This is a genomic window from Pseudomonas sp. FG13 (assembly GCF_057809755.1).
This window is the reverse complement of record NZ_JBMDKO010000066.1, coordinates 1-25,169: the sequence shown is the minus strand read 5'-3', so window position 1 is coordinate 25,169 and position 25,169 is coordinate 1. Positions and strand designations below refer to the sequence as shown.

The following is a 25,169-nucleotide window of genomic DNA, read 5'->3' as shown; positions in this document are numbered from 1 at the left end:
GCTCCCACAAGGGATCCAGGGCGTCACACGGATTTTCATTCACAACAGATTGCTGTGGGAGCTGAGCTTGCTCGCGATGGCGCCGGTACATTCAATAGAGATGTTGACTGACACACCGTCATCGCGAGCAGGCTCGCTCCCACAGGGAATTTCGGCAGGTCTGTACCAGGGAACGGTCATGACGAGAGATCGCATGAACTTTTCTTCACCCTACGCACACATTTGATTCGGTAAAGTCCCCTCGCTCATTCAAGAAACTAAGGTTTTAGCCCGCTCTCCCGCGGGCTTTTTTTTGCCCGCGATTCAGGCGCAGGACTGTGGATCAGCCAGCCCAGGCAAGCCTTCCGTATCCTGCAATGAAGCCTTGGTCGCTACCGGCTGTTCCAAGGCCACACGCCCATAGAAAGCCAACGCCATCAGCAAACAACTCAACCAGACGAAGATCCCTGCCCAAAATGTATGGGACATGTAGTGCCATCCCTGCAGGACTCGCGTTGTGCCATAGACAAACCCCAAGCCCAGGGCGCCATACATCAGCGCTTTCGAGTATCGCCAGCGGTAGCGGCGTGCGACGAAGTACAGCGCCAGCATGGTAAAGCCACCGGAAGCATGACCGCCGGGCCAGCAGCGACCGTCGCCGGCGACCTTCAGCAGGTCGAAGTTCTGGTACCACTCCTTGTGCTCGATCTTGCCCGCGTATTGGGTGGTTTCTACCGGGCAATACACGCTGGTATGTCCCTTGAGGTAATGGATTACCCCGGTACTGAGGGAAAATGCAAAGACCACATAGAGGAAATCACGACGGTGCTTGTAGGCAAAACGTAGCGGCGCGGCCAGCCGGGTTTTCTCCAGGAAACGCAGCAGTCCAGGGCGCTTCTCCGGCTTGAAGATCGGCCAGAGAAACGACAACAGCGCACCGATGATGGCCGCCTCGCCGGTCCAGTTCGGAATGATCCTGGCCCATTTGTGGGTAATTTTTTCGAACAGCTTTACGTGTTCCAGGGGGAACAGCTGGTGCACGGGGTCATAGAACAGATCGCTGAAAGCAATGTCGATGCGGGTCATGTCGAACAGCAAGAACACCACGGCAGCGCAAACCAGGGGAATTCCGAGATTGAGCCCGTAGAAACGGGAGCGAGCAGACGTCAGCATGGGCTGTCCTAATCGTGGGAAAAGTTACTTAAATGTCACCGAACGCCAGTCAGACGCTTCGATAAAACCGATTAACCGAGGCGCCTGTGGCTCAGCTGTGGAAACAAACAGCGACGCACCATAGCCAAACGTCGAGGTCGGTAGCTTGAGCGAGGTTTCCAATGCCTGCATGCATTCGCTATGGGTCACCAGGATCAGGTTGTGCCCGGCTACCTTGTGGGCCAAGGCATTGCGCAACAGGTCACGCCGGCAATTGATCAGCCAATCGTCGCCAGCACTCACCTTGTTGAACATGTACCCCGCCGTCTGGGCCGTGCGGGTGGCCGGACTGTTGTAGATGTCGGTGTTGTCCAGGCCCAGGTGCTCGAACTGGGCACCAAGACCTACCGCGACGGCACGGGCCCGGTCAGTGATGCCAGCGGGATCGTTCAGACACTCAGCCTTGGAGTGATCGCAGCGCTCGACATGGCGCACCAGCACAATCACCTCCCCCTTGGCCCAGCCTTCGGCCAAGGTCCGGGCGCCGGCGACATTGCCATGGGCCAGGTCCGGCAACGCCGCCGGGCTCAGCAACCAGAGAGCCAATGGAATCACCAGCAATGCCGAGGCCAGGACGACGATGGCGTTTCGGTAGCGGGCAAACCGGCGGGGCTCGATCGAGCGCGTCAAGCCGAAAAAACTCAGTCTCAGTTCCACATCAAGCCGCCCCGACGGCATCCACCCCAGTCATTCAATGGCGTGACAGTAGAGACGGTGGCGTAGGCAGCTAGTGAAATGGATGTGAAAAAAAGCTTGGTACACGCGCCTGAAAATTCGGTGAATAGCTGGGTACCGGGGAAAAATCTTTCAGATATCAAGCCGGTGGCCGATACAGGCCTGCTCCCTATTTTGCTGGCTTAACAACAACAAACTTCCAGCCAACCGACGATCAAGCAGCACAACGTTCCTGGAGGAATTTGATGAATAGCTGGTTTGGCAACATTAGCGTCAATATGAAACTGGGCCTGGGCTTCGGCCTGGTGCTGCTCCTGACCTGCATCCTGGCCATGACCGGTTGGAACAGCCTGGGCGGGCTGATCGACCGCAGTAACTGGATGAGTGACATCACCCAACTCAACGCCGGGCTGACCAAACTTCGGGTCACTCGCTTGCAATACATGCTGACCAACGGCGACGAGACGGCCGCACAGAATGTGCAAACCACCCTCGATGGCTTCGTGGCGCAACAGAACGCGCTGCTGAGCAGCTTCAAGAGCCCGGAAAACGTCAAGCTGCTCAAGGAGCAGAGCGCGACCATCGGCGCCTATCAGGCGTCCCTGAACAAAATGCGCAGCGCCTACCGCACCGGCAACACCGCCCGGGACGCCATGGGTGCCAACGCCGAAACCGCCTATAAACTGATCGAAGTGATCGGTACCGATGTAGCGCAAATGGCCCCGGGCGATGAACGCTTCGAACAGTTCCAGGCGATCACCCAGGCGAAGCAGGCGTTCATGCTGGCTCGCTATGAAGTTCGTGGCTATACCGCCAACAGCAACGCCGATACGGAGCAGAAAGCCGTCGGCCAACTGGACGCCGCCATCGCTTCGCTCAAACCGCTGAACCTGCATTTCGCTAGCACCCGCCAAGATGAGCTGCGCCAGCTGGAAAACGCCCTGAGCCAATACCGCAGTGCCTTGCAGGCCTTCAAGTCGGCCACTGCCGACGCCGTGCAGGCGCGCAAGGAGATGACCGATCAGGGCGCGACCATCGTCAACCTGAGCGACCAGCTGTATCAGATCCAGCTCGACCGCCGCGACGCCGAAAGCGCCCAGGCCCGCACGCTGCAACTGATCAGTACGTTGCTCGCCTTGCTGGTGGGCATCATTGCCGCTGTGATCATCACGCGACAGATTACCCGGCCGCTGAGCGAAACCCTGGCCGTGGTCGAACGCATTGCCAGCGGCGATCTGTCCCATAACATCATCGTCACCCGCCGCGATGAACTGGGCGTGCTGCAGCAGGGCATCGCTCGCATGGGCGTGACGTTGCGCGATCTCATCAGTGGCATCCGCGATGGCGTGACCCAGATCGCCAGCGCCGCCGAAGAGTTGTCCGCCGTCACCGAACAGACCAGCGCCGGGGTCAACAACCAGAAAGTCGAGACCGATCAGGTCGCGACCGCCATGCACGAAATGACTGCCACCGTGCAGGAAGTGGCCCGCAACGCCGAGGAAGCTTCCCATGCCGCGGCCGCGGCGGACGGCGAAGCCCGCGCCGGCGATCAGGTGGTCAGCGAAGCCATCGCCCAGATCGAACGCCTCGCCAGCGAAGTGGTACGTTCCACCGACGCCATGACCGTGTTGCAACAGGAAAGTGACAAGATCGGCAGCGTCATGGACGTGATCAAGGCCGTGGCCGAACAGACCAACCTGCTGGCCCTCAACGCAGCGATCGAAGCGGCGCGCGCGGGTGAAGCCGGTCGCGGTTTTGCGGTCGTCGCCGACGAAGTCCGTGGCCTGGCCCAACGCACGCAGAAATCCACCGAGGAAATCGAAGGCCTGGTGGCCGGCCTGCAGAACGGCACCCAGCAAGTGGCGGCCGTGATGAACAACAGCCGCAGCCTCACCGACAGCAGCGTGGCCCTGACCCGCAAGGCCGGGGCGTCACTGGAGAACATCACCCGCACGGTGTCGAACATCCAGGCGATGAACCAGCAGATCGCTGCCGCGGCCGAACAGCAAAGCGCCGTGGCCGAGGAAATCAGCCGCAGCATCATCAACGTGCGCGACGTATCCGAACAGACCGCCGCCGCCAGCGAAGAAACCGCTGCCTCCAGCGTTGAACTGGCGCGACTGGGCAATCAGTTGCAGATGATGGTCAGCCACTTCCGGGTTTGACCATGAAAAACGCCCGTTTCCGGTGGGAGACGGGCGTTCTTGTGAGGCATGACTCAAGCGTTCCAGGGGTTGATAGTTTCAATTCCTGAGAATTCGAAATCTCTGGCATTTCGAGTTGCAACCAGCGCCCCATGAGTCCGACAAATAGCGGCAATTTGCGCATCGGCCATACCGGCAGCCCTTCCCCTGGCCTCACATGACGCAACGAGGGTTGCATACTCAAGCGCTGCATGGGCATCAAAGGGCAGAATCCTGCCGGCAAAATCCTCTTCGAACATTGCCATTGCATGGGATTCAAGCTTTTGCTTGCGTTTGCCAAAGGGTAGCCGGGCGATGCCATGAAGAATCTCCGCTACCGTAATAGCGCAAATGACCAGATCCATCGCCAACCAGCAGTAACCTCTCGACCGTCCCTGCGGTCAACCAACCCGCACAACGCATCGACATTTCGTACATATCTTCCCTTTCAGTCCTACCCTCTTTTTCTGCACGCTCCTGTACGGTTTTCCCCTGGATAAGCACCTTCAGTGCGAACAGGAGATGGACCACACATGGACGCAAGCAACGACTCGCTGTTGCACAGACTCGTCGCCTTCCCCAACGGCGAGGACACCGTAAAAGCCAGCTTCAGAACCGCCGTGCAGCGCATGGGCTTGAAGTCGGTCTTCGACATCGTGCGCATGGGCAAGGCGCCGTTCGCCCTTGTATTCGCCAAGTATTGCGACGTGGATGCCGGACAGGTCTATGACAACGCTGCCAGCTATGCCAGGCAAATCAGCCGCCTGTACCAGGAACATCGCGTCTCGTCCGGGAAGGATGCCCAGCGACGTGTCCGACGCAGCCTGGGTTCGGACTCGACGTCAGCGTCCGCCGGTTATCAGGCACTCTTTGAAGAAAATTGGGATCAGTTCTGCAACGAAGGCGATATCGGCGCAATCGATTCGCCCGTGGCGTATCTGCGGGCTCTGTATCTGTTTGCCAGGCAACTGGAGCAGCTACCGGCGGTGCCGGCGCAATCCGCCAGGATCACTCTGGAGGAGCGACGCCCAGACCTCAAGAAGCTGACCCTCGATCAACAGAGTGCCTTCGCTACGCGTCCGATGCTCGGCCTCATCAATGACACCCTGCGCAGCAACATCGAGACGTACCTGGAAGATGAAGGCAAGGGCAGGACAGTCCAGCAGGCGCTGGCCAGCGAGCGCTATCCCTTTTCGCTGCCCTACAACCTGCACCATCACCAGTGTCTGCTCGGGCTGGGGGCAGGCAAACCCGCACTGGGCGAGCTGAACTATCGGATCAGCCTGCAATTGCCGTTTTCACCAGGCAACTCAACCTACGGCAGCCTAACGACGTCCCACCTCGACGCGCAAATACTGCTGTCCGGACTCAGTCCGGAACAACAGAACCTGCTGCTCGCGCCAATTGCGTCGATCTCCAAGTCAGATCCACTGAAGAAGAGCTACGGTACCCGAAACATAACGAACCTGGGCCAGCTGGAGTTTTTCAAGGAGCGCACCGGGCTGACGACGGAGCAGGTGGAACAGCTGCTGGCGCAAGGCAGCTACAGCCCTCGGCCCTCAATCAATAGCCCAGACGCCAGGCAGACCGGCTATGGCGCCAGCTACATCAATGGGCCGGAACAGACTTCCGTCCTGAGTATTGCAACCCAAGGGGAGATACGGGTCTTCACCCACCACTCCCATGAGCGTTTCGACCGTATCCAGCGAATGATCCGCCTGCATCGCTGGACCGGTCTCCCCGTTGCCGAACTGGATACGCTGATCGTCAATGCCCAGCGCTCCGAAGGGACTGACGCACTCAACGCCAACACGTTGCGCACACTTGGCGTCTATCGCTACCTGAATCAACGCCATGGCATTGCTCCTGAAGAGTTTGCCTCTTTGCTGCACGACATGCCGGTTGACGCTTGCGGCGACCGCATGCCGTTGTTCGATCAAGTGTTCAATCGCACCCGACTGCTTGAAAGCCCCGTATGGCAGCTCCCCCTGAGCCCAATGACCGCCACGGACCGGCAGACCCTCAGCTACCTGAGCGCAGGTCTCGGACTTCCCATGACCCAGGATTCGCTGCTGTTGCTTGTGGGACAGAGCGAGAAGTACCTGGGCTCGCCGAAACACGACTTGCCCACAGTCTCTGCTCTCTACCGCCAGGCCCGTATCGCCCGGATGCTGGGCCTGTCGCCTCTCGAATGCACCGAGCTGGCCCGGTTATTGGGAGGGGACGACTTCTGCAAGGCACTGGTAACCGGACGATTGCAAACCTCGGAATCCGCAGGGGCGGACATTCTCGACGTGTTGATGGCACTGGATTGGGCCGTCGGCTGGCTCAGGCAAAACGAGCTTGATGTACTGCAGTGGTGTCGCCTGTTCGATGAACCGGAAACGAGCTTGCCACTCAATCAGAATCTGGAAACACGCCTGGCGAAACTGCAAGCGGACGCCAACCACGACCCACAGCATCTGATTGAAACCCTGCTGCATGACGTTACCGACCTTGGCGCCGAATACGTCCCTTGCGTCATGCAGCTGGCTGGCACCGATGCGCTGGCGGTCGTCGCCGCGATCAAGGCTGCCCCGGGCATCATGCCCCCTGTGCTGGCAACAGTACTGCGCACCGCCGAGGCTTGCCAGCGTCTGCACTTGGGCAGCAGCACGCTGAAAGCCTTGATGGAGAACCCGACATGGCTTGCCTCGAACACCTCCAAAACCCTCACACCCCATACGCTATATCTGCTCGAGCGCTTCAGTCATTGCGCCCGTCATCAGGCGCAGTCGGAAGAGAACCTGCTGCACTACCTGCAAGTTGCCAATCAGGATGGGCGGCACTCGGAAAAAGAGATCAATAACCTGCTGGCCAACCTCCTGAACTGGAGCACCGAGGACGTGAGTCGTCTGACGGCGCAGTTGGAGCCAGCACAGGCGAACTCAATGGAAGCGGTGGATTGGATCATGCGCTGCCAGGCGTGCTGCGTCAGCACAGGACTGTCGGCAGACCTGTTGCTCCAGGCAACCTCACTGAAAACCCAAAGTCCCGTATCGGACTGGAAAGCCGTTGGCGCAGCACTGATCGCGGCCTGCCATTGACCGGCGCCCCGCTTCAACATTCAAGGATTGAACATGACCGTTGCCATTAAGAAGCAGATCGATGAAAGCCTGCGCGATGCGCTGTTGGCGCTTTACCTGAACAAGGTCGCGCCTGACCGGGACAGGATGAAACCCTACAAGATCAAGACCGCCCGGGACCTCTACGAATATTGGCTGCTCGACGTACTGGTCAGCCAGGACGTGCCTACCACACCCGTGGCCTGCGCCATTGCCAGCCTGCAGCAGTACATCAACCGCATCCTGATGCACCTGGAGCCCGGCTACGACCCCACCAGTATCACCGCCGAGCTTCGGCAAACATGGCGCGACGAGATGCATCAATACCCCATCTGGGCCGCCCATCAAAAACTGCTCCACTTTCCTGCGACGTATCTCGATCCGGCCCTGCGAACCCAAAAAAGCGACAACTTCCGGCAACTGGAAAACACCCTCAGCCAGAACCAGATCCAACCCGATGCCGTTCAATCGGCGATCATGGCTTACCTGGCGCGCTTCGAAGAAGTCGCCAACCTGAATATCCTCAATGGCTACATCGACGGCGAAGACTTCGCCAACAGCACGTACTATTTCATTGCCAAGTCCCGAACCGAAAACAGTTACTTCTGGCGTTCGCTGGACATGGCCCAGCGCCCGCTTGACGGCGCGCCGCCACAACCGCCGGCCACCGCGCCCAAACTGGACCAGCCAGATCCATACGCTTGGTCGGACTGGGAAAAAGCCGACGTACCCATCCCCGAGCATGCGGCCGAACACTCGGTGCGACCGGTCTGGTTCAACAATCGCCTGTTCGTGATCTGGGCCGAATGCATCCATCAGGATCCCTCGACCTCAAGCAGTGCCCCTTCGCAGGACAACACAACGCTACCGGGCAAGCATCACCCGCTGTTGCGCCTGAGCTATTGCTTCAGGAAACAGGATGGCAGCTGGAGTACACCGCGGGTTGCCCTGCAAGGCTATTGCGAGGACAAAACGCTGGGCAGCAAGAACCTCGTGGTGATCAATACATTGATCAGCACAGTAGCCGTGCATCTGCGCCAGGGTTCGCGCGACTCACTGTTCCTAGCCTTATATGGTTATCAATCCCAGGCAGCGTCGGGCAGCGCCACCGGTAACCGCCCCGCCTTCAGCAAGACGATGTGTATCGACAAGCACCTCAGCCTTGAACCGGGTCGCTCAACGGACTCTGCTGCCGAGAAGGAACTGCTGAGTGCCGCCGTCCAGCGCATCCAAGCCACAACCTCCGTAGACCTCGAACTGGCAGAAGCTTCCCTGCCCGGCAACATGGCCCCCACCCTGTCGGATTTCGAAAGCGCCTACCGTGATCGCATCAATCTCCGCTACACCAGGCACGACTCCACGCTCACCTTGCACCTGGAGGCAAACATTGGCATTACCAGCGCAGGGGACATGAGATACCTGCCGCGCAACATCATGCGCTTGAGGATTGAGACCGCCTTCAGTCGTGAACCTCACCTCCAGATGGATCTGGTGTTTCCTGCCCAAAGCCTGCCGCAGACTCCTTACATGAGGCTGCATAAGGGGTCGAGTTTTAAGCTCTCCAAATCCCCAGCCTCCCTCGACCGAAGCTTCACGTTGTCCTTCACACACACGACTGACGCACTGAGAAACAATGAACGTGCGCCCAATATCACGCTATCCAGCCAGACCAGCCTTGAAGGAAAATTCATTTCCACGCAGGCCGTCAGACACCTGATCAAGGCCAGCCGGCTCGGCAATAGAAGCGCCGCCGCCACCGAATCGGAAACCATTACCCTGAAGGCAGAGCACGCCGATCCTTTTGACGTGGAACACGTCATCGTTCTCTGCGATGAACCGTTGGATAAGCAGTATGTCGTCTTCCGGCCACCATCTGCCTCATTAGACCGGCCGCTGACCTACGAAGACCTGACCGTCGTGGCCGAGTCCATTCCCGCCGAGCATCTGGCGCCGTCCTTTGATTTCCGATGGCCCGACACCGACCCCGGCGACGACGACACCCTCCTTATTCTCGGGGTGGCGTTCGTCCACCCCTTCGAGCCGACAAGAAAGCTCTACTCCGTCCTCAGGGCCATTACGCTGAAATATCTGGTGAAAAACCAGCAACCGCCAGAGATTACCCAGGTCACGACACCCGGGTTGGGAACCACCCAATTCATCGACTTCTCCCTGTCCGCGATCAAAAACAGCGACGCCTCCAACGCACTACGCTCGCCAATCAGATTGAACACCGTATTCGCCGCCGAGCTGATCCGTCGCACCGAGAACAGCCTGGATGAACTGTTCGACTGGACGACCCAGCACCTGCCGGAACCTTCGATCCCCGGCGACTCGGCCAACGTCATGGATTTTCACGGTGCCTACGGCCGTTACTTCACCGAACTGTTCCTCCATGTGCCATGGCTGGTCGCCCATCGCTTGAATGTCGAACATCAGTACGAGGAAGCCGAGCGCTGGCTGCGCTACACCTTCGATCCGGGTCGCAACAACGACGAGTGCTGGAGGAGCGTGCCGCTGATCGATAACAGCATGCCGTCATACGCCAATCAGGCACCCCATGATCCGCACCAGATTGCCCTCAGTCATCCCGTGCACTTCTGCAAGGCGCTGTACTTCCTGTACCTGGATATCCTGATCAACCGAGGCGATGCCGCGTACCGCGCAATGACGCCTGACGGTCTCAGCGAGGCGAAGCTCTGGTACGTGCGGGTGCTCGACCTGCTGGGCCCTCGCCCGGTCGCTCGACTGGCGGCCCCTTGGACGGCGGTCAGCCTGCAGAAGTTGGTCGATACCCCCGATGACGGCCTGCGCACCTTTGAATACTCGGTGACCCGCTTGACCGACGACCGCGCACTGGTCCTTCACGAAAGCAGCTCGCGCTCGACCCTGCCGGCTATCGATAGCCCGTACCTGCATCTGCCATTCAATCCGCAGTTGCTCAGGTGCTGGGACATGGCCGAAAGTCGCCTGCATAACCTGCGGCATAACCTCGACATCGCCGGCAAGCCGCTGCATCTGCCGGTCATCACGGCGCCGCTGGACCCGCGCGCCCTCCTCAGCACCAATGCCCTGAGCCTCTCGGACAGCTCCTCGACAGGCCTGCCGAGCGTCGCCATTCCCCACTATCGATTCACCGTCATGCACAACCACGCCCAGTACGCCGTGGAGAGCCTCAGCCAGTTCGGCACCCTGCTGCTGTCGCTGATCGAGCGCAAGGAACAGACCCAGTTGCAGGAGTTGCAACAACAGCAAGCCTGGGACCTGGCAAAAATCTCTCTGGACTTGCAACGCCAGGCCTTGAACATCGACCGTCAAAACCGCCAGGCGCTGCTGGCCAGCCAGGCCATTGTTCAAAACCGCAGTACCCATTACAAAAAACTGCTGGACGATGACCTGAGTGACACCGAAACAAAGGCCAGTTACTTCTACGTGGCCAGCGGCACCTTGGAAGCCGGTGCAATGGCCTGCCAAATCGCGGCGGCGGGGCTGATGATGGCGCCGAACATGGCTGGACTCTGCATTGGCGGCAGCCGTTGGGAAGGCCCGGCGCTCGCAGCCTCCGCCGCCGCCCATAGCGCCGCGATCATCAGCCGTACGGTAGCGGCCCAACTCGACCGTCAGGCCATATTCGATCGCCGTCGGGATGAATGGCATCACGCCTATGATCAGTCACAACTCGAACTGGCCCAGATCGACGCACAACTGGCGCATTTCACCGAGCAGGAAACCGCCACCCGCCTGCAATTGCGCCTGGCGGAAGCGACCCTGGGCCAGGCCAAGGCCAACTACGACTTCCTCGTCAAGCGCTTCACCAAAGCGCAACTGTACCAATGGCTGAATAGTCAATTGGCCATGCTCTATCGTCAGGCCTACGACGCGACACTGAGCCTGTGCCTGGCCGCCGAAGCCTGTTGGCAGTATGAGACCGCCGACTTCAACAGCCGCTTCATTCAACCGGGGGCATGGCATACGACCTATCGAGGGCTCGGCGCGGGCGAGTTGCTGAAGCTGAACCTGCTGAACATGCACGCCGGGTACCTGCAACGTCACGAGCGGGAGCTGGAGATCCACAAAACGATATCGCTGCGACAGTTGAAGGGTAAAACCACCACCAGCCTTAATAAAGAATGGTCGCAGATGCATACCGAGCTGAAGAAAGGAGGATGTGAGTTCGAGCTGACCCATCAGTTATTCGAAGACGATTACAAGGGCCAGCAACACTACCTGCGGCGCATCAAGACCATCAGCGTGACCTTGCCGGCCGTCGTCGGCCCTTATGAAAACATTCGGGCCACGCTGACCCAGACCGCCAGCACGGTGTTCTTGTCGCCAGGTGATCGAGGCAAGGCCATGGAAAGCCGCCGCGCCAACCAGCAGATAGCCCTTTCGACAGGCATCGACGACAACGGTCTGTTTACCCTGAGCTTCAACGATGAACGCTACCTGCCCTTCGAATACACCGGCGCCATTTCCAAATGGCAGCTGACCTTCCCGAACCCCGAGGCGCAAAAAGACCTGCTTGAATCGCTGACCGACATCATCGTGCACGTGAGCTATACGGCCCGGGTCGGCGGAGGTGTGCAATGAATGAACAATCCCCATTGCCGGTCACCGCACCCTCACTGCCCAAGGGCGGTGGTGCCATTCAAAGCATCGGCAAAGGATGGAACCCCGTCGGCGCCCACGGTACGGCCTCCTATGAAATTGCCTTGCCCATTTCACCGGGGCGCGGCTTTGCGCCGCCCTTGTCCCTGAACTATGCCAGCTCGCTCGGCAACGGTGTGTTCGGCATCGGCTGGGGGCTGTCATTACCCAGCGTGGCGCGACGTACCAGCAAAGGTGTACCGGCCTTTACCGAAGATGACGAAATCGTCGGCCCCACCGGAGTGATATGGCTACCCGAGCGTGATTCGCAAGACGTCACCGTCTCGACACGCGTCGACCATTACAACGATCTGGACCTGGGCTCGGCCTACACCGTCACCCGACACTTTCCCAGAACCGAAAGCCGCTTCGACCGCATTGAACATTGGTCCTCGCAAGGTGATGAAGCAGGCTTCTGGCTGGTGCACGGTGCCGACGGCAGCCTTCACCTGTTTGGAAAAGACCCGGCATCGCGTCGGGCCGATCCCCAGGATACGAGCCGTGTCGGCGAATGGCTGCTGGAGGAGAGCCTGAACGCCCACGGCGAACACATTCTTTACCGATATAAATCAGACACCACCGCACAGCGCTATTTGAGCCAGGTCAGCTATGGCAACTTCAAGGCCGACGCGCATCTCTACTCATGGACAGCGGATCGGCTCGCGGCTGTGCAATGGCACTTCGAACTGGTGTTCGACTACGGCGAGCGGACGACTGCCTACACCGAAAAACCGCTGTATGAAGGCCGGCAGTGGCACGTCCGTAGCGACCCATTTTCCAACTTCGCCTACGGTTTTGAGTTACGCACCGAACGACTGTGCCGCCAGGTCCTGATGTTTCACCGTTTCCCCGACGAACTGGGTGCGGGCCCCGTCCTGGTGCGGCGCCTGCTGCTTGATTATCGTCAAACGCCGTTGGGCTACCAGCATTTGGGCGCCGCCCACGACCAGGCGTTCGGCGAAGGTGAAGCGGTCGAACGCCGCCCTCCCGTCGAGTTCAGCTACAGCACTTTCAAGCTCGCGCCTGAGCCCCTCGCCTGGCGGCGTTTCCCGGACATGCCGGGGCTCAACGACGGCCACACCTATCAACTGGTGGATTTGTACGGTGAAGGCCTGCCGGGCGTGCTCCATCGAAACGAAAAAGGCTGGCATTACCGCGAACCCGTGCGCGCCAGGGCCAAAGGCAATGAAGTGGCCTACGCGCCGTGGCGAACGCTCCCCAACATCCCGGTAGCCGACACGGCAACATCAGTGCACCAGGCATTGAGCGATCTCACGGGGGACGGTCGTCTGGACTGGCTCGTCGCTCGGCCACAAGTGAGCGGTTTCTTCTCCCTCGACGCCGATCGAAGTTGGTCGGACTTCGCCACGTTCGATGCATTTGCCCCGGAGTTTTTCAGTCCTCAAGGACAGTTGGCCGATCTGATGGGCGACGGACTCGGCGATCTGGCATTGATCGGCCCGCGCAGCGTTCGCCTGTACGCCAACCAACGAACGTACGGTTTTTCGCCCCCATTCGAGGTCCCCCGAGAGGAGCATGAAGACGCACTGCCCGTATTCACCGGCTCTCCCGGCGAACTGGTGGCTTTCAGCGATGTACTGGGCAGCGGCCAGCAGCATCTGGTGCGCATTCGTCATGACGAAGTGAAGTGCTGGCCAAATCTCGGACGCGGGCGTTTCGGCCAGGGCAGGACACTGGACTTCCCCGGGCTTGCCTACGAAAGCTTCGACGCCTCGCGTATTCGCCTGGCGGACCTGGATGGTTCCGGCGCCGTCGACCTGATCTACCTGCAAGCGGATCAGGCACTGATCTTCATGAACCGCTGCGGCCAGGGTTTCGCCCCCGCCGTTGCGCTGCCCTGGCCCGAAGCGCTGCGCTACGATCCGTTGTGCCAAGTGAGCGTCGCTGACCTGCACGGGCTCGGCTGTTCCAGCCTGATCCTGAGCTCGCCGTACATGAGGTCGCAACATTGGCACTATGACTTCGTCAGCGCTAAACCGTATCTGCTCACCGGCACCAACAACAACATGGGAGCCGACCATCGCATCGACTACCGCAGCTCGGCGCAGGAATGGCTGGATGAAAAACTGGAGAGAGCAGCAGCCGGCAAGCCTCTCACCTGTCGCCTGCCCTTGGCCCTGCACCTGGTATGCCGTCAAACCCAACGGGATGAAACGACCGGCAATCAACTGACCCAGGAGCTCTCCTATCGCCTGGGTTATTACGACGGCATCGAGCGCGAATTTCGGGGTTTCGGTCTGCTGTTGCAAACCGACACTGAAACAAGCCCAGGCGATACCGACGCAAAGAGTTTCACGGCAACCTGCCTGAAAAAAAACTGGTTTCACACCGGGCGGAAAACGGATCCGCCACGCAACGGCTATAGCCGCGCAGACAAAGAAGCCGTGGCGCTGGGCAAGACACTGCTTTGCCAATACCTGCCTGAGTCGCAAAGCGACCGGATCATCGCCTCGCCAGACGCAGCGACCGATCTGGAAATGGCCCGCGCCTTGTCGGGTCGCTTGCTGCGAAGCGAGGTCTTCGGCATCGATAGACACCTGAAAACCACTTGTTTGTACTCGGTCCAGGAAAACCGCTATGGGCTCCGTCTGCTGCAAGCACCCGACAGCGCTCGGCGCCATGCCCGAATGATGCCGCTGCTGCTGGAGACCATCACCTACCGGTACGAAGGCATTACCGATGACCCGCAATGCCAGCACACCTTGAACCTGCAACACGATCTGTGCGGTGCGCTGACCCACAGCGTGGACATCCATTACGCCCGCCGAAAAACCGCCAGCGATACACCGCCGTTCAGCGACGCCGACCAGCAGCAGTGGTGGCGCGACGCTCATGATCCGGCGCAGCAGCTCTACCACCTAAGCGAAACCCACGCCGAGTTCATCCATCTGCAAGCCCCTCAGCAATGGCGATTGGGCCTGCCTTATCGCCAGCGCACCCAGGCATGGCAATGCCCCAAGGCCCCTGAAGACGGGGGGCTGGCGCCACAGGACCTGTCTTTTGAAACACTCAACGAACGGGTAAAGCAGACCGCCTGGAAAACCCAAGCCGTGCTGATCGGCCTCTCCGTGCAGCGCTACAAAGACGCGTCGAGCGGGGCAACCCTGCCCGATGGCGTCGCGGATCTGCAGGCCCTGGCCGATCATCTGGAATGCGCCGAGCTGGATGAAACAGCGTTGGACGTCTTTCGGTTACTGCCAGAGGACAACCGCCCCAAAGAAAAAGAGCTGGAACAAATGGGTTATCACCCAATGACCGATTTTCTTCCCGCGCCCCAACCAGCGAGAAAGCTCTGGTCAGTCAAGAGCGGCTTCGCGACCTACGCTCCGCTGGAAGGCTTCTACAAAGTCAACGCCGTACAGCCGAGCCAAAGCCACGGAGTCTCCGAAATCGGCTACGACAAGTACGCCTGTTTCGTCACCGCCTTCAAACTTCCCGATGGCTGTACCACCCAGGCCACTTACGACTATCGCTCGCTCCAGCCCCTGCGCATCGTCGATCCCAACGGTAACGTACAGGAAGGCCTGTTCGATGCTTTCGGCCAGGTACTGGCCACGTCCTTTTATGGTGACGAACACAACACCCGCGTGGGCTTCAAACCGCTCGCGCAGTTCAAACAGCCTTCGTTCAAGCGTCTGGCAGAAGTGGTCAGCCAGGCAAAGAACGCTGTGCAGGGTGCCGCGATGGCCAGCTATTACGCGCCCTTCAGTTGGATGGGTAACGTATCGGAGGCAGCATTGGCAGACACCGACTGGCTGACCCGTTGCGTGGCCAAGGGTGACCTGCTTCCCAGCGGACATATCTGCGCCTCGGCCCGAACCAGGCTGCCGGCTCTCCAAGCATTGTCGGCCGATGAGCTGAAGCTGAAAGACGAACTCGAGGCTTCGACACGTGAACCTGTGCAGGTCGCGACCCTGGTCGCCGATCGTTTTCCCGACGATGAGCAGCAACAAATCCGCGTCGCGATCACCAGTTTCGATGGCTTTGGTCGAACGCTGCAAAGCAAGCATCGCGTCGAGTCGGGCATGGCCTATGTTGTCGACGCCAAGGGTAACCTGGCACTGACGGATGGAAGACCAAAAGAGCAGATCGCCACGGTCCGCTGGCGTGTCAGCGAGCGAGTGGAATACAACAGCAAGGGACTGGCAATCCGCATCTATCGTCCCTATTTTGCCGATCGGCACTGCCACATCAACGATGTATCCCTGCGCCAGTCCGGGCATTTCGACCAGCAGTTCTACGACCCTCTCGGACGCCCCGCCCACAGGCTTCTCGCCAGGCAAAATGGCCTCTGCTACATGCGCCGTCACACGCGCCATCCCTGGTACACCGTGGATGAAGACGAGAACGACACGCTGCAGGAGGTCATGTCGACCACCGGGAGTGAAGCATGAGCGCCCGTCTTCACCACAGGACACCCACGATCAACGTCATCGACAACCGTGGCCTGCCCGTGCGACAGGTGGTTTATTACCGACGCAACGCGGACGAGCAAAGCCAGGCGCGCATTACCCGATACCGCAACGACGAGGCCGGACGACGGGTGGAGCAATGGGACGCCCGGCTGTTCATCAGCGCCCCCGAGCCCAACCTGCGAACCGTCCACAGCCTGTCCGGCAAGACCCTACTGGTGGACAGCGTCGACGCCGGGTGGCGCTTGAGCCTGCCGGGCGATGCCGGGCAGTTACTGCACAGTTGGGATCAACGGGGAAATCATTGGCGGACGACCTTCGACAGCCAATTGCGGCCGACCGTCCTGCGCGAGCAAACGCCAGGACAGTATCCGCGCAGGGTCGAATGCCTGCGCTACGGGGACAGTTCGCCGGCGTCTGCCGCGCACAACCTGTGCGGTGCCGTGGTTCGTCACGATGACAGCGCGGGTACCCTGCTGACCCATGGCTATGCGCTCTGCGCCACACCTCTGCGCCAGACAAGGCATATGCGGGCCGACGCTGGACCAGCCGACTGGCCAACGGAGGAAAAGGACCGTGACCTGCTGCTGGAAAAAGGCGACGGCCATACCACGAGCTGGCGCTACGACGCACTCGCGCAGATCATCCAGCAGTCCGATGCTGCCCAGCACCAACGGCGGTACGCGTTCGACCTCGCAGGCCAACTCCGCTCCTTGAGCCTGAAGACCAGAGACGCCGCCATCGAACAAACCATCGTCAGCCACCTCACCTACAACGCGTTCGGCCAGCTCGAAACCCAGACAGCCGGCAACGGCGTCATGAGTCGCGCCGTGTTCGACCCTGCCAATGGGCGCCTGACCGCCCTTCGCGTGTCGCTGTCCGCCAGGATCTTGCAGGATCTGCGCTACACCTACGACCCGGTGGGTAACGTGACGCATATCGAGGACAAGGCCCAACCGGCGCGGTTCGGCAGTAACCAGCGGGTCGAAGCCATCAGCGCATTCACCTACGACAGCCTTTATCAATTGACCAGCGCGACCGGGCGTGAAACTGGGGGCCTGGCGCCTACGACCCTCGATCTACCGATCGACGCCAATCAGTTGTTCAACTACACCGAGCACTACGAATACGATGCCGGCGGCAACCTGATCGAACTGCGCCATGTTCGCGACCGCAACAACTACACCCGGACATTGAACGTCAGCGCCACGAGCAATCGCCTTCTGTCGTGGAACACGGGCCACTCGGCGGCCGATGTCAGGGTGGACGTCGATGCCCATGGCAACCAGCAGGCGCTGTCACCGGGTCAGGCACTGGCCTGGAACACCCGCAACCAACTCGACAGCGTGGTGCTGGTCCAGCGCGATAACGCGCCCAATGACGTTGAACGCTATCACTACGACAACACTGGCCAACGGGTGCGCAAGGTCCGGACAACCCACACCGCGGCAATCACCCACACCCGTGAAGCCCGTTATCTGCCAGGGCTGGAAATCCACAGCCGCCATAACGAACGCCTGGAAGTCATCACCCTGCAAGCCGGTCGCTTCAACGTGCGCTATCTGCACTGGACCGAAGGTCGACCGTCCGGTATCGCCGCCAACCAGATGCGCTACAACCTTGGCGACCACCTGGGCTCCAGTTCACTGGAACTCGACGACCAGGGCCACCTGATCAGCCAGGAAAGCTACCTGCCCTATGGTGGTACCGCTTGGCTGGCGTCCCGTTCGGCCGTGGAAGCCGACTACCGGACCATTCGCTACTCCGGAAAGGAGCGCGATGCCAGCGGGCTGTACTACTACGGGCAACGGTACTACGCGCCGTGGTTGCAACGCTGGATCAGCCCCGACCCGGCGGGGGCGGTGGATGGGTTGAACCTGTATTGCATGGTGGGGAACAATCCGCTCAGGTTTGTCGATCATCAGGGATGGCTGAAGGATGACGTGGTCGAATCGGTGAAGCGCGATGGTCATGCCCGTTCCGTGACGATGATGCAGGATCCACTGGCAAGGAGAGCTGCCAGGGCTGACCGAGATGACTCCGCTCCCGGACTCGCCCTCAGCCCCACCCCCAGCTTCAGCAAGACAAAGCGCAAGGACTTGGTTGTCCACTCATTTGGCGTGGTCAAGGATCGCACGGAAGGTAAGCACAGGAGCCTCTATGAGTCCTACAATCTGCCCGGCCCCAAATCCGGTCCGACGGGATACCGTGGCGTAGACAGCAGCTACGATGGCAGCGCGAAAAGCGAGCACTTCTACCTGAATTTCGGCAGCTACAAGATCGGGAATACCAGCGAATACCTGGCAGACCTGGCCGAAAGATACAGCGCGACGAAAAACGATCCGGTTCATAAACTCGAACTGGATCCTGAGATGCTCAAGCGCGAGCCAACGCTGAGTCGAACCATCGACACCATTTCCGACCTCCAGCAACACACCCAGCATCTCATTGCGACGCATATCGAGGAATCCAACGCAATCATTCCTGTGCGCACCGGGGGACCGGGAGCTCATGGCGAAGTCCGGGTGTTGAACACCGTCGTCGCGCTCTACCCGGGCCAAGCTGAAAGAGTGCTTTCGGATACGTACCTGTTTACCGAAAAATTGACCGGCGTGACCGAACCGGAAGCTTTCATTGCCTGTTTCAACTGCAGCGGCATTATCCCGGAAAGCGTCAATATCGAGACGGGGCGCCACCCCAGGAATTATGAGGCGTACAACGCCCATATCCTCGCGCTCACTCGACCTTAGCGCGTGGGCTATTCAACACTCAGACACAGATCGCATCGGTAAACACCAACCGATTCCCAAACGGATCGACCACCGCCATGTCCTGGCTGCCCCAGGGCATGGCCTGGATCTGTGGACGCGCAAAGGCGTATGGCTTGGCGACCAGCTGTGCCTGAAACATTTCCAGCTCATCCGTCTCGACTCGCAGCGCCGAGCCCGGCGTGCAATCGCCATGGTGCTCGGACAAATGCAACACGCAGTCGCCGCGGGAAACTTGCAGGTAAAGTGGAAAGTCGTCGCCAAAGCGGTGTTGCCAGTCGACGGTAAAGCCCAGGAAGTCGACGTAGAACGCCAACGCCTTGGCTTCATCGAAGATCCGCAGGACGGGGGTAGTTTTACCGAAGCTCATGGGTTGCTCCCTGGCTGAAGGACCCGTTTAGACAGGTTGAACCCACTGCTTCGGCCTTGGCGCCGGCTTCTTTAATGTCGCAGTGCCACCACCCACCGACACTGCTGTCACGTGAAGAACAGAAGTGAACCTGTGGCCAGGGAATTCATGAGCCCGTCTGTCCCTCTCTCGCCAGGAACCGCCCCTCCCTGCGTCCGTTCGCCTGCCCATCGCTGTAGCTCAGAACGCCGTTGATCCACACCCCATCAATGCCTTCGGCAGCACGTTGCGGCTCTATGAAGTCTGCGACATCGCGAATGGTGTGCGGGTTGAACAGCACCAGGTCCGCCCAATGCCCTTCACGAATTTCACCGCGCTCTTTCAAGCCGAAGCGTGCCGCGGAGAGACCGGTCATTTTGTGCACGGCGGTGTGCAACGGAAAAAGTCCGATGTCACGACTGAAATGGCCCAGTACCCGTGGGAAAGCGCCCCACAAACGTGGATGGGGAAACGGGTCTTCGGGCAAACCGTCGGAACCGATCATGGACAGCGGATGCGCGAGGATTCGCCTGACATCAGCTTCGTCCATGCCGTAGTACACCGCACCAGCCGGTTGCAAGCGGCGCGCCGCCTCCAACAACGACACCCCCCATTCGCTGGCAATGTCGACAAGGTCGCGACCGCCCATCGCTGGGTAAGGCGTCGACCAGGTGATGGTGATGGGATGGGCATCGGTCACCTGCTTGAGATCCAGTGTCGAAGAGCTTGCCGCATAGGGGTAGCAGTCACAGCCGACCGGGTGGTTCCTTGCGGCGTTCTCCAGCGCGGCAAGCACCTGCGGACTACGCCCCCAGTTCCCGACGCCGGCACATTTGAGGTGGGAGATAATCACCGGGCTCTGTGCGTGGCGTCCGATCTGGAAAGCCTCGTCCATGGCCTCGAGCACCGGTTCGAATTCGCTGCGCAGGTGAGTGGTGTAGACCGCGCCGTATGCATTCAGCTCTTCAGTCAGTTGCATGACTTCCTCGGTAGACGCTGAAAACGCGTTGGCGTAGGCCAGGCCGGTGGACAAGCCCAACGCACCGTCTTCCAGGCTTTCGCGAAGTTGCTGACGCATGGCGGCGATTTCTCCCACGCTGGCCGTGCGCAACAAATCGTCCATGTGGTTACTGCGCAATGCCGTGTGGCCCACCAGGGCGGCGACGTTGATCGCCGGAGCGGCGGCTTCTACCGCGCCACGATAATCGCTGAAGCGCGGGTAAACGAATGCCTGGGCGCTGCCCAGCAAGTTCATCGGGTCCGGCGGATCGCCCCGCAGACGCACCGGTGAAGCACTGATGCCGCAGTTGCCGACGATCACCGTGGTCACGCCCTGGCTGAGCTTGGGCAACATCTGCGGTTGGCGGATGACCATGGTGTCGTCGTGGGTGTGCACGTCGATGAACCCTGGGGCCAGCACACGGCCAGCGGCGTCGACTTCCGCGGTGGCCCGGGCAGCGCCCAGGTCGCCGATGCGCTCGATGCGCCCGGCACGAATCGCCACATCGGCGGTATAGCCGGGTGTGTCACGGCCATCGATGACCTGCGCATTACGGATAAGGGTGTCGTACAGCATGTCAGTCTCCCAGCGGCAGGTCATCGTCGCCGCCACGGTAATCATCCAGGGCGAGTTTGACTCGTCGCAGGCGTTCTTGATTGTCTTCGGGGTTGGCCAACGCAAGCTCAGTGGCGAGCACATCGATAGCCAGCAGCATGCCGTAGCGCGCCGCCGTGGGCTTGTAGATGAACGAGGTTTCGGCGCCTTGCAGAGGCAGCACGACATCGGCCAGTTGGGTCAGTGGGGAGCCGGCCCGGGTGATCGCCAGGATCGCCGCGCCATAACTCCGAGCCAATTCAACGGCACCGAGCAGTTCCGGGGTGATGCCGGTGAGTGAGCAAGCAATGACCACATGCGCCTCGCTCAACGAGGTGGCGGTGATGCGCATCATCACCGGGTCGCGGCACACGGCAATCGGATAGCCGAAACGCACCAGCCGCACCTGCAACTCTTCGCTGCACAACGCCGACCAGCCACCGAGCCCGAACGCATGGATCATCCGCGCCTTGCCGAGCATCCGCACGGCATCGGCAAACTGCGTCTCCTCGAATGCCGACAGATGCTGACGCAATGTGGATTCGATATCGCCGACAATCTGCCCATAAAACGCCGATTGCTCGGGCGCGCCCGCAGGGTCGAGAAAACGGCTGCCGACTCCGCTGGCCTGGGCCAGTTGCAGCCTCAGGTCCCGCAGGTCGCGACAACCAACGGTGCGGGCGAACCGCGACAGCGTGGCGCTGCTGACTTCGGCGCGCCGAGCCAGGTCGTCCAGGCTGGCGGAGGCGGCAAATCCTACGTCGTCGAGCATCTGCCTGGCGATTCGTCCTTCGCCGGCGCTGAAGGAATCCTGACGGACGCGGATCTGGTAGAGGATGTCCATGACGGCTCCTGTGTGATTGCGTTGTGCTCAGAGCAAACGCGCGAGCCCAAGGGTCAGGCCGAAGGCGACCAGGGAGATCAGCGTTTCCAGCACGGTCCAGGTCTTGAAGGTTTGGGCAACAGTCATGTTGAAATATTCCTTGATCAGCCAGAAACCGCCGTCGTTGACGTGGGAAAAGATAACCGACCCGGCCCCGGTTGCCAGCACCAGCAACTCGGGATGGGGATAGCCCAGGCCGATCGCCACGGGCGCGACGATGCCCGAGGCGGTCGTCATCGCCACCGTGGCTGAACCGGTGGCGACCCGCATCAACGCGGCGAACAGCCAGCCCATGACCAGTGGCGACAACTGGAATTCCTGGGCCAGCCCGACGATCTGTTGCGTGACTCCGGCGTCCACCAGGATGCGGTTCAAGCCACCACCGGCGCCCACCAGCAAGGTGATGCTGGCAGTGGGTGCCAGGCACTCATTGGTGAACTTGAGTATCGACTCCCGGTTAAAGCCCTGAGCCAGGCCGAGGGTCCAGAAGCTGAGGACAGTCGCCAGCAACAGCGCAATCACCGAGTTGCCGATGAACAGCAGGAACTGGTTGAAACCGCTGCCCGGCGTAGAGATCAGGTTGGCCCAGCCACCGATCAGCATCAGGATCACCGGCAACAGGATGGTTCCCAGGGTGATGCCGAAACCCGGCAGCCTGGCGCGAGGTTCGCGGTCGAGAAACTGTCGCTCCAACGGGTTCTCTGCCGGTAGCTGGATGCGCGGGACGATGAATTTTGCGTACAGCGGGCCCGCGATGATGGCGGTGGGAATGCCGATCAGGATCGCGTACAGCAAGGTCTGCCCCACCGAGGCCTGGAAGGCCTGCACCGCCAGCATTGCCGCCGGATGCGGCGGTACCAGGGCATGGACCACGGAGAGCCCGGCGACCATCGGCAGCCCCACCATCAGGATCGACACACCCACGCGCCGGGCGACGGTGAACGCGATGGGCACCAGCAGCACAAAACCGACTTCGAAGAACAACGGCAGCCCGACCAGGAAGGCGATGCACACCATCGCCCAATGGGCGTTTCGCTCGCCGAAACGTTCGATCAGGGTCTGCGCCATCCGCTCCGCACCACCGGACTCGGCCATCATCTTGCCGAGCATCGTACCCAGGGCCACCACCAGCGCGATGTGCCCCAGCGTCTTGCCCACACCGGCCTCATACGCCGCCACCACACCCGACGGCGGCATCCCCGCCAACAGCGCGAGACCGATGGAGACCAGCGTGATCACAATGAACGGGTTGAGCCGGTAGCGGGCGATCAGGACAATCAGCGCAATGATAGCGATGGCCGCGTAGACCAGTAGCCAATAACCGAAAGCAGGTGCCATGCGGTACTCCTTGAACAGGGTCACGTCTATGAGTTGTGAAACTCATAAATCATTTCAAGGAGCAATCTTCAAATGCTTTGAAAATAACTTTCGTGCCTGGATAAGACCTGTCGCTGACGGACATTGCGAAGCAATCGTCATGAAAATCCAACGCGAAACTTTCATGCCTGTGGGAGCAAAGCTTGCTCGCGACAGCGGCAGACCCGCCAATGCCGTTGCGACTGACTTGTCTGGATCGCGAGCAAGCTTTGCTCCCACAGGTCCACTGTTCCTACGTCCGGCAATTGCGTACCATCCTTCTGCTTTTTGCACCACGTCCCCCGGCAGCCGACTCCCAACCGGCGCCCAGTCAGGTAAACCATGAAACCAGCACGCCTTCGCGCCGACGTCCTCGCCGGCCTCACCACGTCTTTCGCCTTGCTCCCCGAATGTATCGCCTTCGCCCTGGTGGCCCATCTCAACCCACTGATGGGGCTGTACGGCGCTTTCATCATCTGCACCCTGACCGCGCTGTTTGGCGGACGGCCGGGCATGGTGTCAGGCGCAGCGGGGTCGATGGCGGTGGTGATCGTCGCACTGGTAGTGCAACACGGCGTGCAGTACCTGCTGGCCACGGTGTTGCTGGGTGGGCTGATCATGATGGCGTTCGGGCTGTTGCGGCTGGGCAAGCTGGTGCGCATGGTGCCGCATCCGGTGATGCTCGGCTTCGTCAACGGCCTGGCGATTGTCATTGCACTGGCTCAACTGGAGCACTTCAAGAACGGTGAGGCCTGGCTCAGTGGCGCACCGTTGTACTGGATGGCGGGCCTGGTGGCGCTGACTATGGCCATTGTCTACTTACTGCCACGCCTGACCCGTAGCGTGCCGCCAGCCCTGGTGGCGATTCTCGGGGTCGGCCTGGCGGTCTACCTGCTCGGCCTGCCCACCCGCACGCTGGGCGACATGGCACACATTGCCGGTGGCCTACCCGACTTTGCCTTGCCGGGCATTCCCTGGAACCTGGAAACCCTGCAGATCGTGCTGCCCTACGCGGTGATCATGGCGATGGTCGGTTTGCTGGAAACCCTGTTGACCCTGAACCTGACCGACGAAATCACCGAAAGCCGCGGTTATCCGGACCGCGAGTGCGTGGCGCTCGGCGCGGCCAATATCGCCTCCGGTCTGTTCGGCGGCATGGGCGGTTGCGCCATGATCGGCCAGACGGTGATCAACCTCAGCTCGGGGGGACGCGGCCGGTTGTCCGGGGCAGTGGCCGGGGTGATGGTGTTGCTGTTCGTCTTGTTCCTGTCGCCACTGATCGAGCGCATCCCACTCGCCGCGCTGGTGGGCGTGATGTTCGTCGTGGCGCAACAGACTTTTGCCTGGGCCTCGCTGCGGGTGATCAACAAGGTGCCGGCGAATGACGTGCTGGTCATCATGGCCGTGACCCTCATCACCGTGTTCACCGACCTGGCCGTGGCGGTACTGTGCGGGATCATCGTCGCAGCGCTCAACTTCGCCTGGGTACAGGCCCGGGAACTCTACGCCGATACCCATCTGGAGGCTGACGGTAGCAAACTCTATCGCCTGCACGGCACGCTGTTCTTCGCCTCGACCACGCCGTTCCTCAACCAATTCGACCCGACGAACGATCCAACCCACGTGACCCTGGACTGCCGTCACCTGCGCTTCGTCGACTACTCGGCCATCGCCGCGCTGAAGACCCTGCGTGAACGCTACAGCAAGGCCGGCAAACACCTGCGGGTGTTCCACCTCTCGGAGCGCTGCAAGCAGATGCTCAAGCGTGCCGGCGTGTACCACGACTGATGCAACTGTGGGAGCGGGCTTGCTCGCGAAAGCGGTCTATCAGCCGACTCAAGATTGACCGGCCTGACGCCATCGCGAGCGGGCTCGCTCCCACAGGGGAACCGGGTTGGATCGGGATTTTGTGGTCGTCGCTGAACAACTGTGGGAGCGAGCCTGCTCGCG

The 25,169-nt window shown here is 60.5% G+C and carries 12 protein-coding genes and 1 pseudogene; 6 read left to right on the top strand and 7 right to left on the bottom strand.

The features are described from left to right. Positions 1-303 precede the first annotated feature (303 nt). The gene (locus ACODTO_RS27495; RefSeq protein WP_139648085.1) at positions 304-1,152 is read right to left on the bottom strand and encodes a phosphatase PAP2 family protein; all 849 of its coding nucleotides are present in this window, start codon (positions 1,150-1,152) and stop codon (positions 304-306) included. Between the two features lie 24 nt (positions 1,153-1,176). Continuing rightward, entirely contained in the window at positions 1,177-1,848 is a 672-nt protein-coding gene (gene pmrG, locus ACODTO_RS27490) for a lipopolysaccharide core heptose(II)-phosphate phosphatase PmrG (RefSeq protein WP_139648083.1), read from the bottom strand. Positions 1,849-2,111: 263 nt separating this feature from the next. Between pmrG and ACODTO_RS27485 the strand changes: the two genes are divergently transcribed. Further along, a complete protein-coding gene (locus ACODTO_RS27485) occupies positions 2,112-4,031 on the top strand; it encodes a methyl-accepting chemotaxis protein (protein ID WP_175363992.1) in 1,920 nt (639 codons plus the stop codon). 53 nt (positions 4,032-4,084) lie between these two features. On the opposite strand, the pseudogene ACODTO_RS27480 reads toward ACODTO_RS27485, so the two are convergent. Next, a pseudogene (locus tag ACODTO_RS27480) lies at positions 4,085-4,417 on the bottom strand (type II toxin-antitoxin system VapC family toxin); the annotation flags it as partial. 165 nt (positions 4,418-4,582) lie between these two features. Between ACODTO_RS27480 and ACODTO_RS27475 the strand changes: the two are divergent. The 4 genes from ACODTO_RS27475 to ACODTO_RS27460 are packed head-to-tail and all read left to right on the top strand — an operon-like array spanning position 4,583 to position 18,980. Next, positions 4,583-7,135, top strand: coding sequence for a Tc toxin subunit A (locus ACODTO_RS27475; RefSeq protein WP_489107354.1), 2,553 nt, complete (start codon positions 4,583-4,585; stop codon positions 7,133-7,135). Between the two features lie 33 nt (positions 7,136-7,168). Beyond that, entirely contained in the window at positions 7,169-11,740 is a 4,572-nt protein-coding gene (locus ACODTO_RS27470) for a Tc toxin subunit A-related protein (protein WP_489107353.1), read from the top strand. Further along, positions 11,737-16,212, top strand: coding sequence for a SpvB/TcaC N-terminal domain-containing protein (locus ACODTO_RS27465; protein ID WP_489107352.1), 4,476 nt, complete (start codon positions 11,737-11,739; stop codon positions 16,210-16,212). Before ACODTO_RS27470 ends, ACODTO_RS27465 begins: the two co-directional genes overlap by 4 nt. Continuing rightward, complete coding sequence (locus tag ACODTO_RS27460; protein ID WP_489107351.1) at positions 16,209-18,980, top strand: RHS repeat-associated core domain-containing protein; 2,772 nt, start codon at positions 16,209-16,211, stop codon at positions 18,978-18,980. Before ACODTO_RS27465 ends, ACODTO_RS27460 begins: the two co-directional genes overlap by 4 nt. Before the next feature lie 19 nt (positions 18,981-18,999). Here ACODTO_RS27460 and ACODTO_RS27455 read toward each other — a convergent pair whose 3' ends face one another. From ACODTO_RS27455 to ACODTO_RS27440, 4 genes are all read right to left on the bottom strand, one after another. Continuing rightward, complete coding sequence (locus ACODTO_RS27455) at positions 19,000-19,368, bottom strand: glyoxalase superfamily protein (RefSeq protein ID WP_139648069.1); 369 nt, start codon at positions 19,366-19,368, stop codon at positions 19,000-19,002. 145 nt (positions 19,369-19,513) lie between these two features. Then, positions 19,514-20,962: an N-acyl-D-amino-acid deacylase family protein gene (locus ACODTO_RS27450; protein WP_489107350.1), complete on the bottom strand. Its 1,449-nt coding sequence runs from the start codon at positions 20,960-20,962 to the stop codon at positions 19,514-19,516. A gap of 1 nt (position 20,963) precedes the next feature. Then, complete coding sequence (locus ACODTO_RS27445; RefSeq protein ID WP_489107349.1) at positions 20,964-21,824, bottom strand: MurR/RpiR family transcriptional regulator; 861 nt, start codon at positions 21,822-21,824, stop codon at positions 20,964-20,966. A 27-nt stretch (positions 21,825-21,851) separates the two neighbouring features. Then, the gene (locus tag ACODTO_RS27440) at positions 21,852-23,201 is read right to left on the bottom strand and encodes a GntT/GntP/DsdX family permease (protein ID WP_489107348.1); all 1,350 of its coding nucleotides are present in this window, start codon (positions 23,199-23,201) and stop codon (positions 21,852-21,854) included. Between the two features lie 360 nt (positions 23,202-23,561). Here ACODTO_RS27440 and ACODTO_RS27435 point away from each other — a divergent pair, with 360 nt between their 5' ends. Then, a complete protein-coding gene (locus ACODTO_RS27435) occupies positions 23,562-25,007 on the top strand; it encodes a SulP family inorganic anion transporter (RefSeq protein ID WP_489107347.1) in 1,446 nt (481 codons plus the stop codon). The last annotated feature ends 162 nt before the right edge of the window (positions 25,008-25,169 follow it).

Coding starts and splice junctions, on each gene's coding strand:
- ACODTO_RS27450 (WP_489107350.1), bottom strand. CDS start 20,962: ATGCTGTACGACACCCTTATCCGTAATGCGCAGGTCATCGATGGCCGT.
- ACODTO_RS27440 (WP_489107348.1), bottom strand. CDS start 23,201: ATGGCACCTGCTTTCGGTTATTGGCTACTGGTCTACGCGGCCATCGCT.
- ACODTO_RS27455 (WP_139648069.1), bottom strand. CDS start 19,368: ATGAGCTTCGGTAAAACTACCCCCGTCCTGCGGATCTTCGATGAAGCC.
- ACODTO_RS27495 (WP_139648085.1), bottom strand. CDS start 1,152: ATGCTGACGTCTGCTCGCTCCCGTTTCTACGGGCTCAATCTCGGAATT.
- ACODTO_RS27475 (WP_489107354.1), top strand. CDS start 4,583: ATGGACGCAAGCAACGACTCGCTGTTGCACAGACTCGTCGCCTTCCCC.
- ACODTO_RS27460 (WP_489107351.1), top strand. CDS start 16,209: ATGAGCGCCCGTCTTCACCACAGGACACCCACGATCAACGTCATCGAC.
- ACODTO_RS27470 (WP_489107353.1), top strand. CDS start 7,169: ATGACCGTTGCCATTAAGAAGCAGATCGATGAAAGCCTGCGCGATGCG.
- ACODTO_RS27485 (WP_175363992.1), top strand. CDS start 2,112: ATGAATAGCTGGTTTGGCAACATTAGCGTCAATATGAAACTGGGCCTG.
- ACODTO_RS27445 (WP_489107349.1), bottom strand. CDS start 21,824: ATGGACATCCTCTACCAGATCCGCGTCCGTCAGGATTCCTTCAGCGCC.
- ACODTO_RS27465 (WP_489107352.1), top strand. CDS start 11,737: ATGAATGAACAATCCCCATTGCCGGTCACCGCACCCTCACTGCCCAAG.
- ACODTO_RS27435 (WP_489107347.1), top strand. CDS start 23,562: ATGAAACCAGCACGCCTTCGCGCCGACGTCCTCGCCGGCCTCACCACG.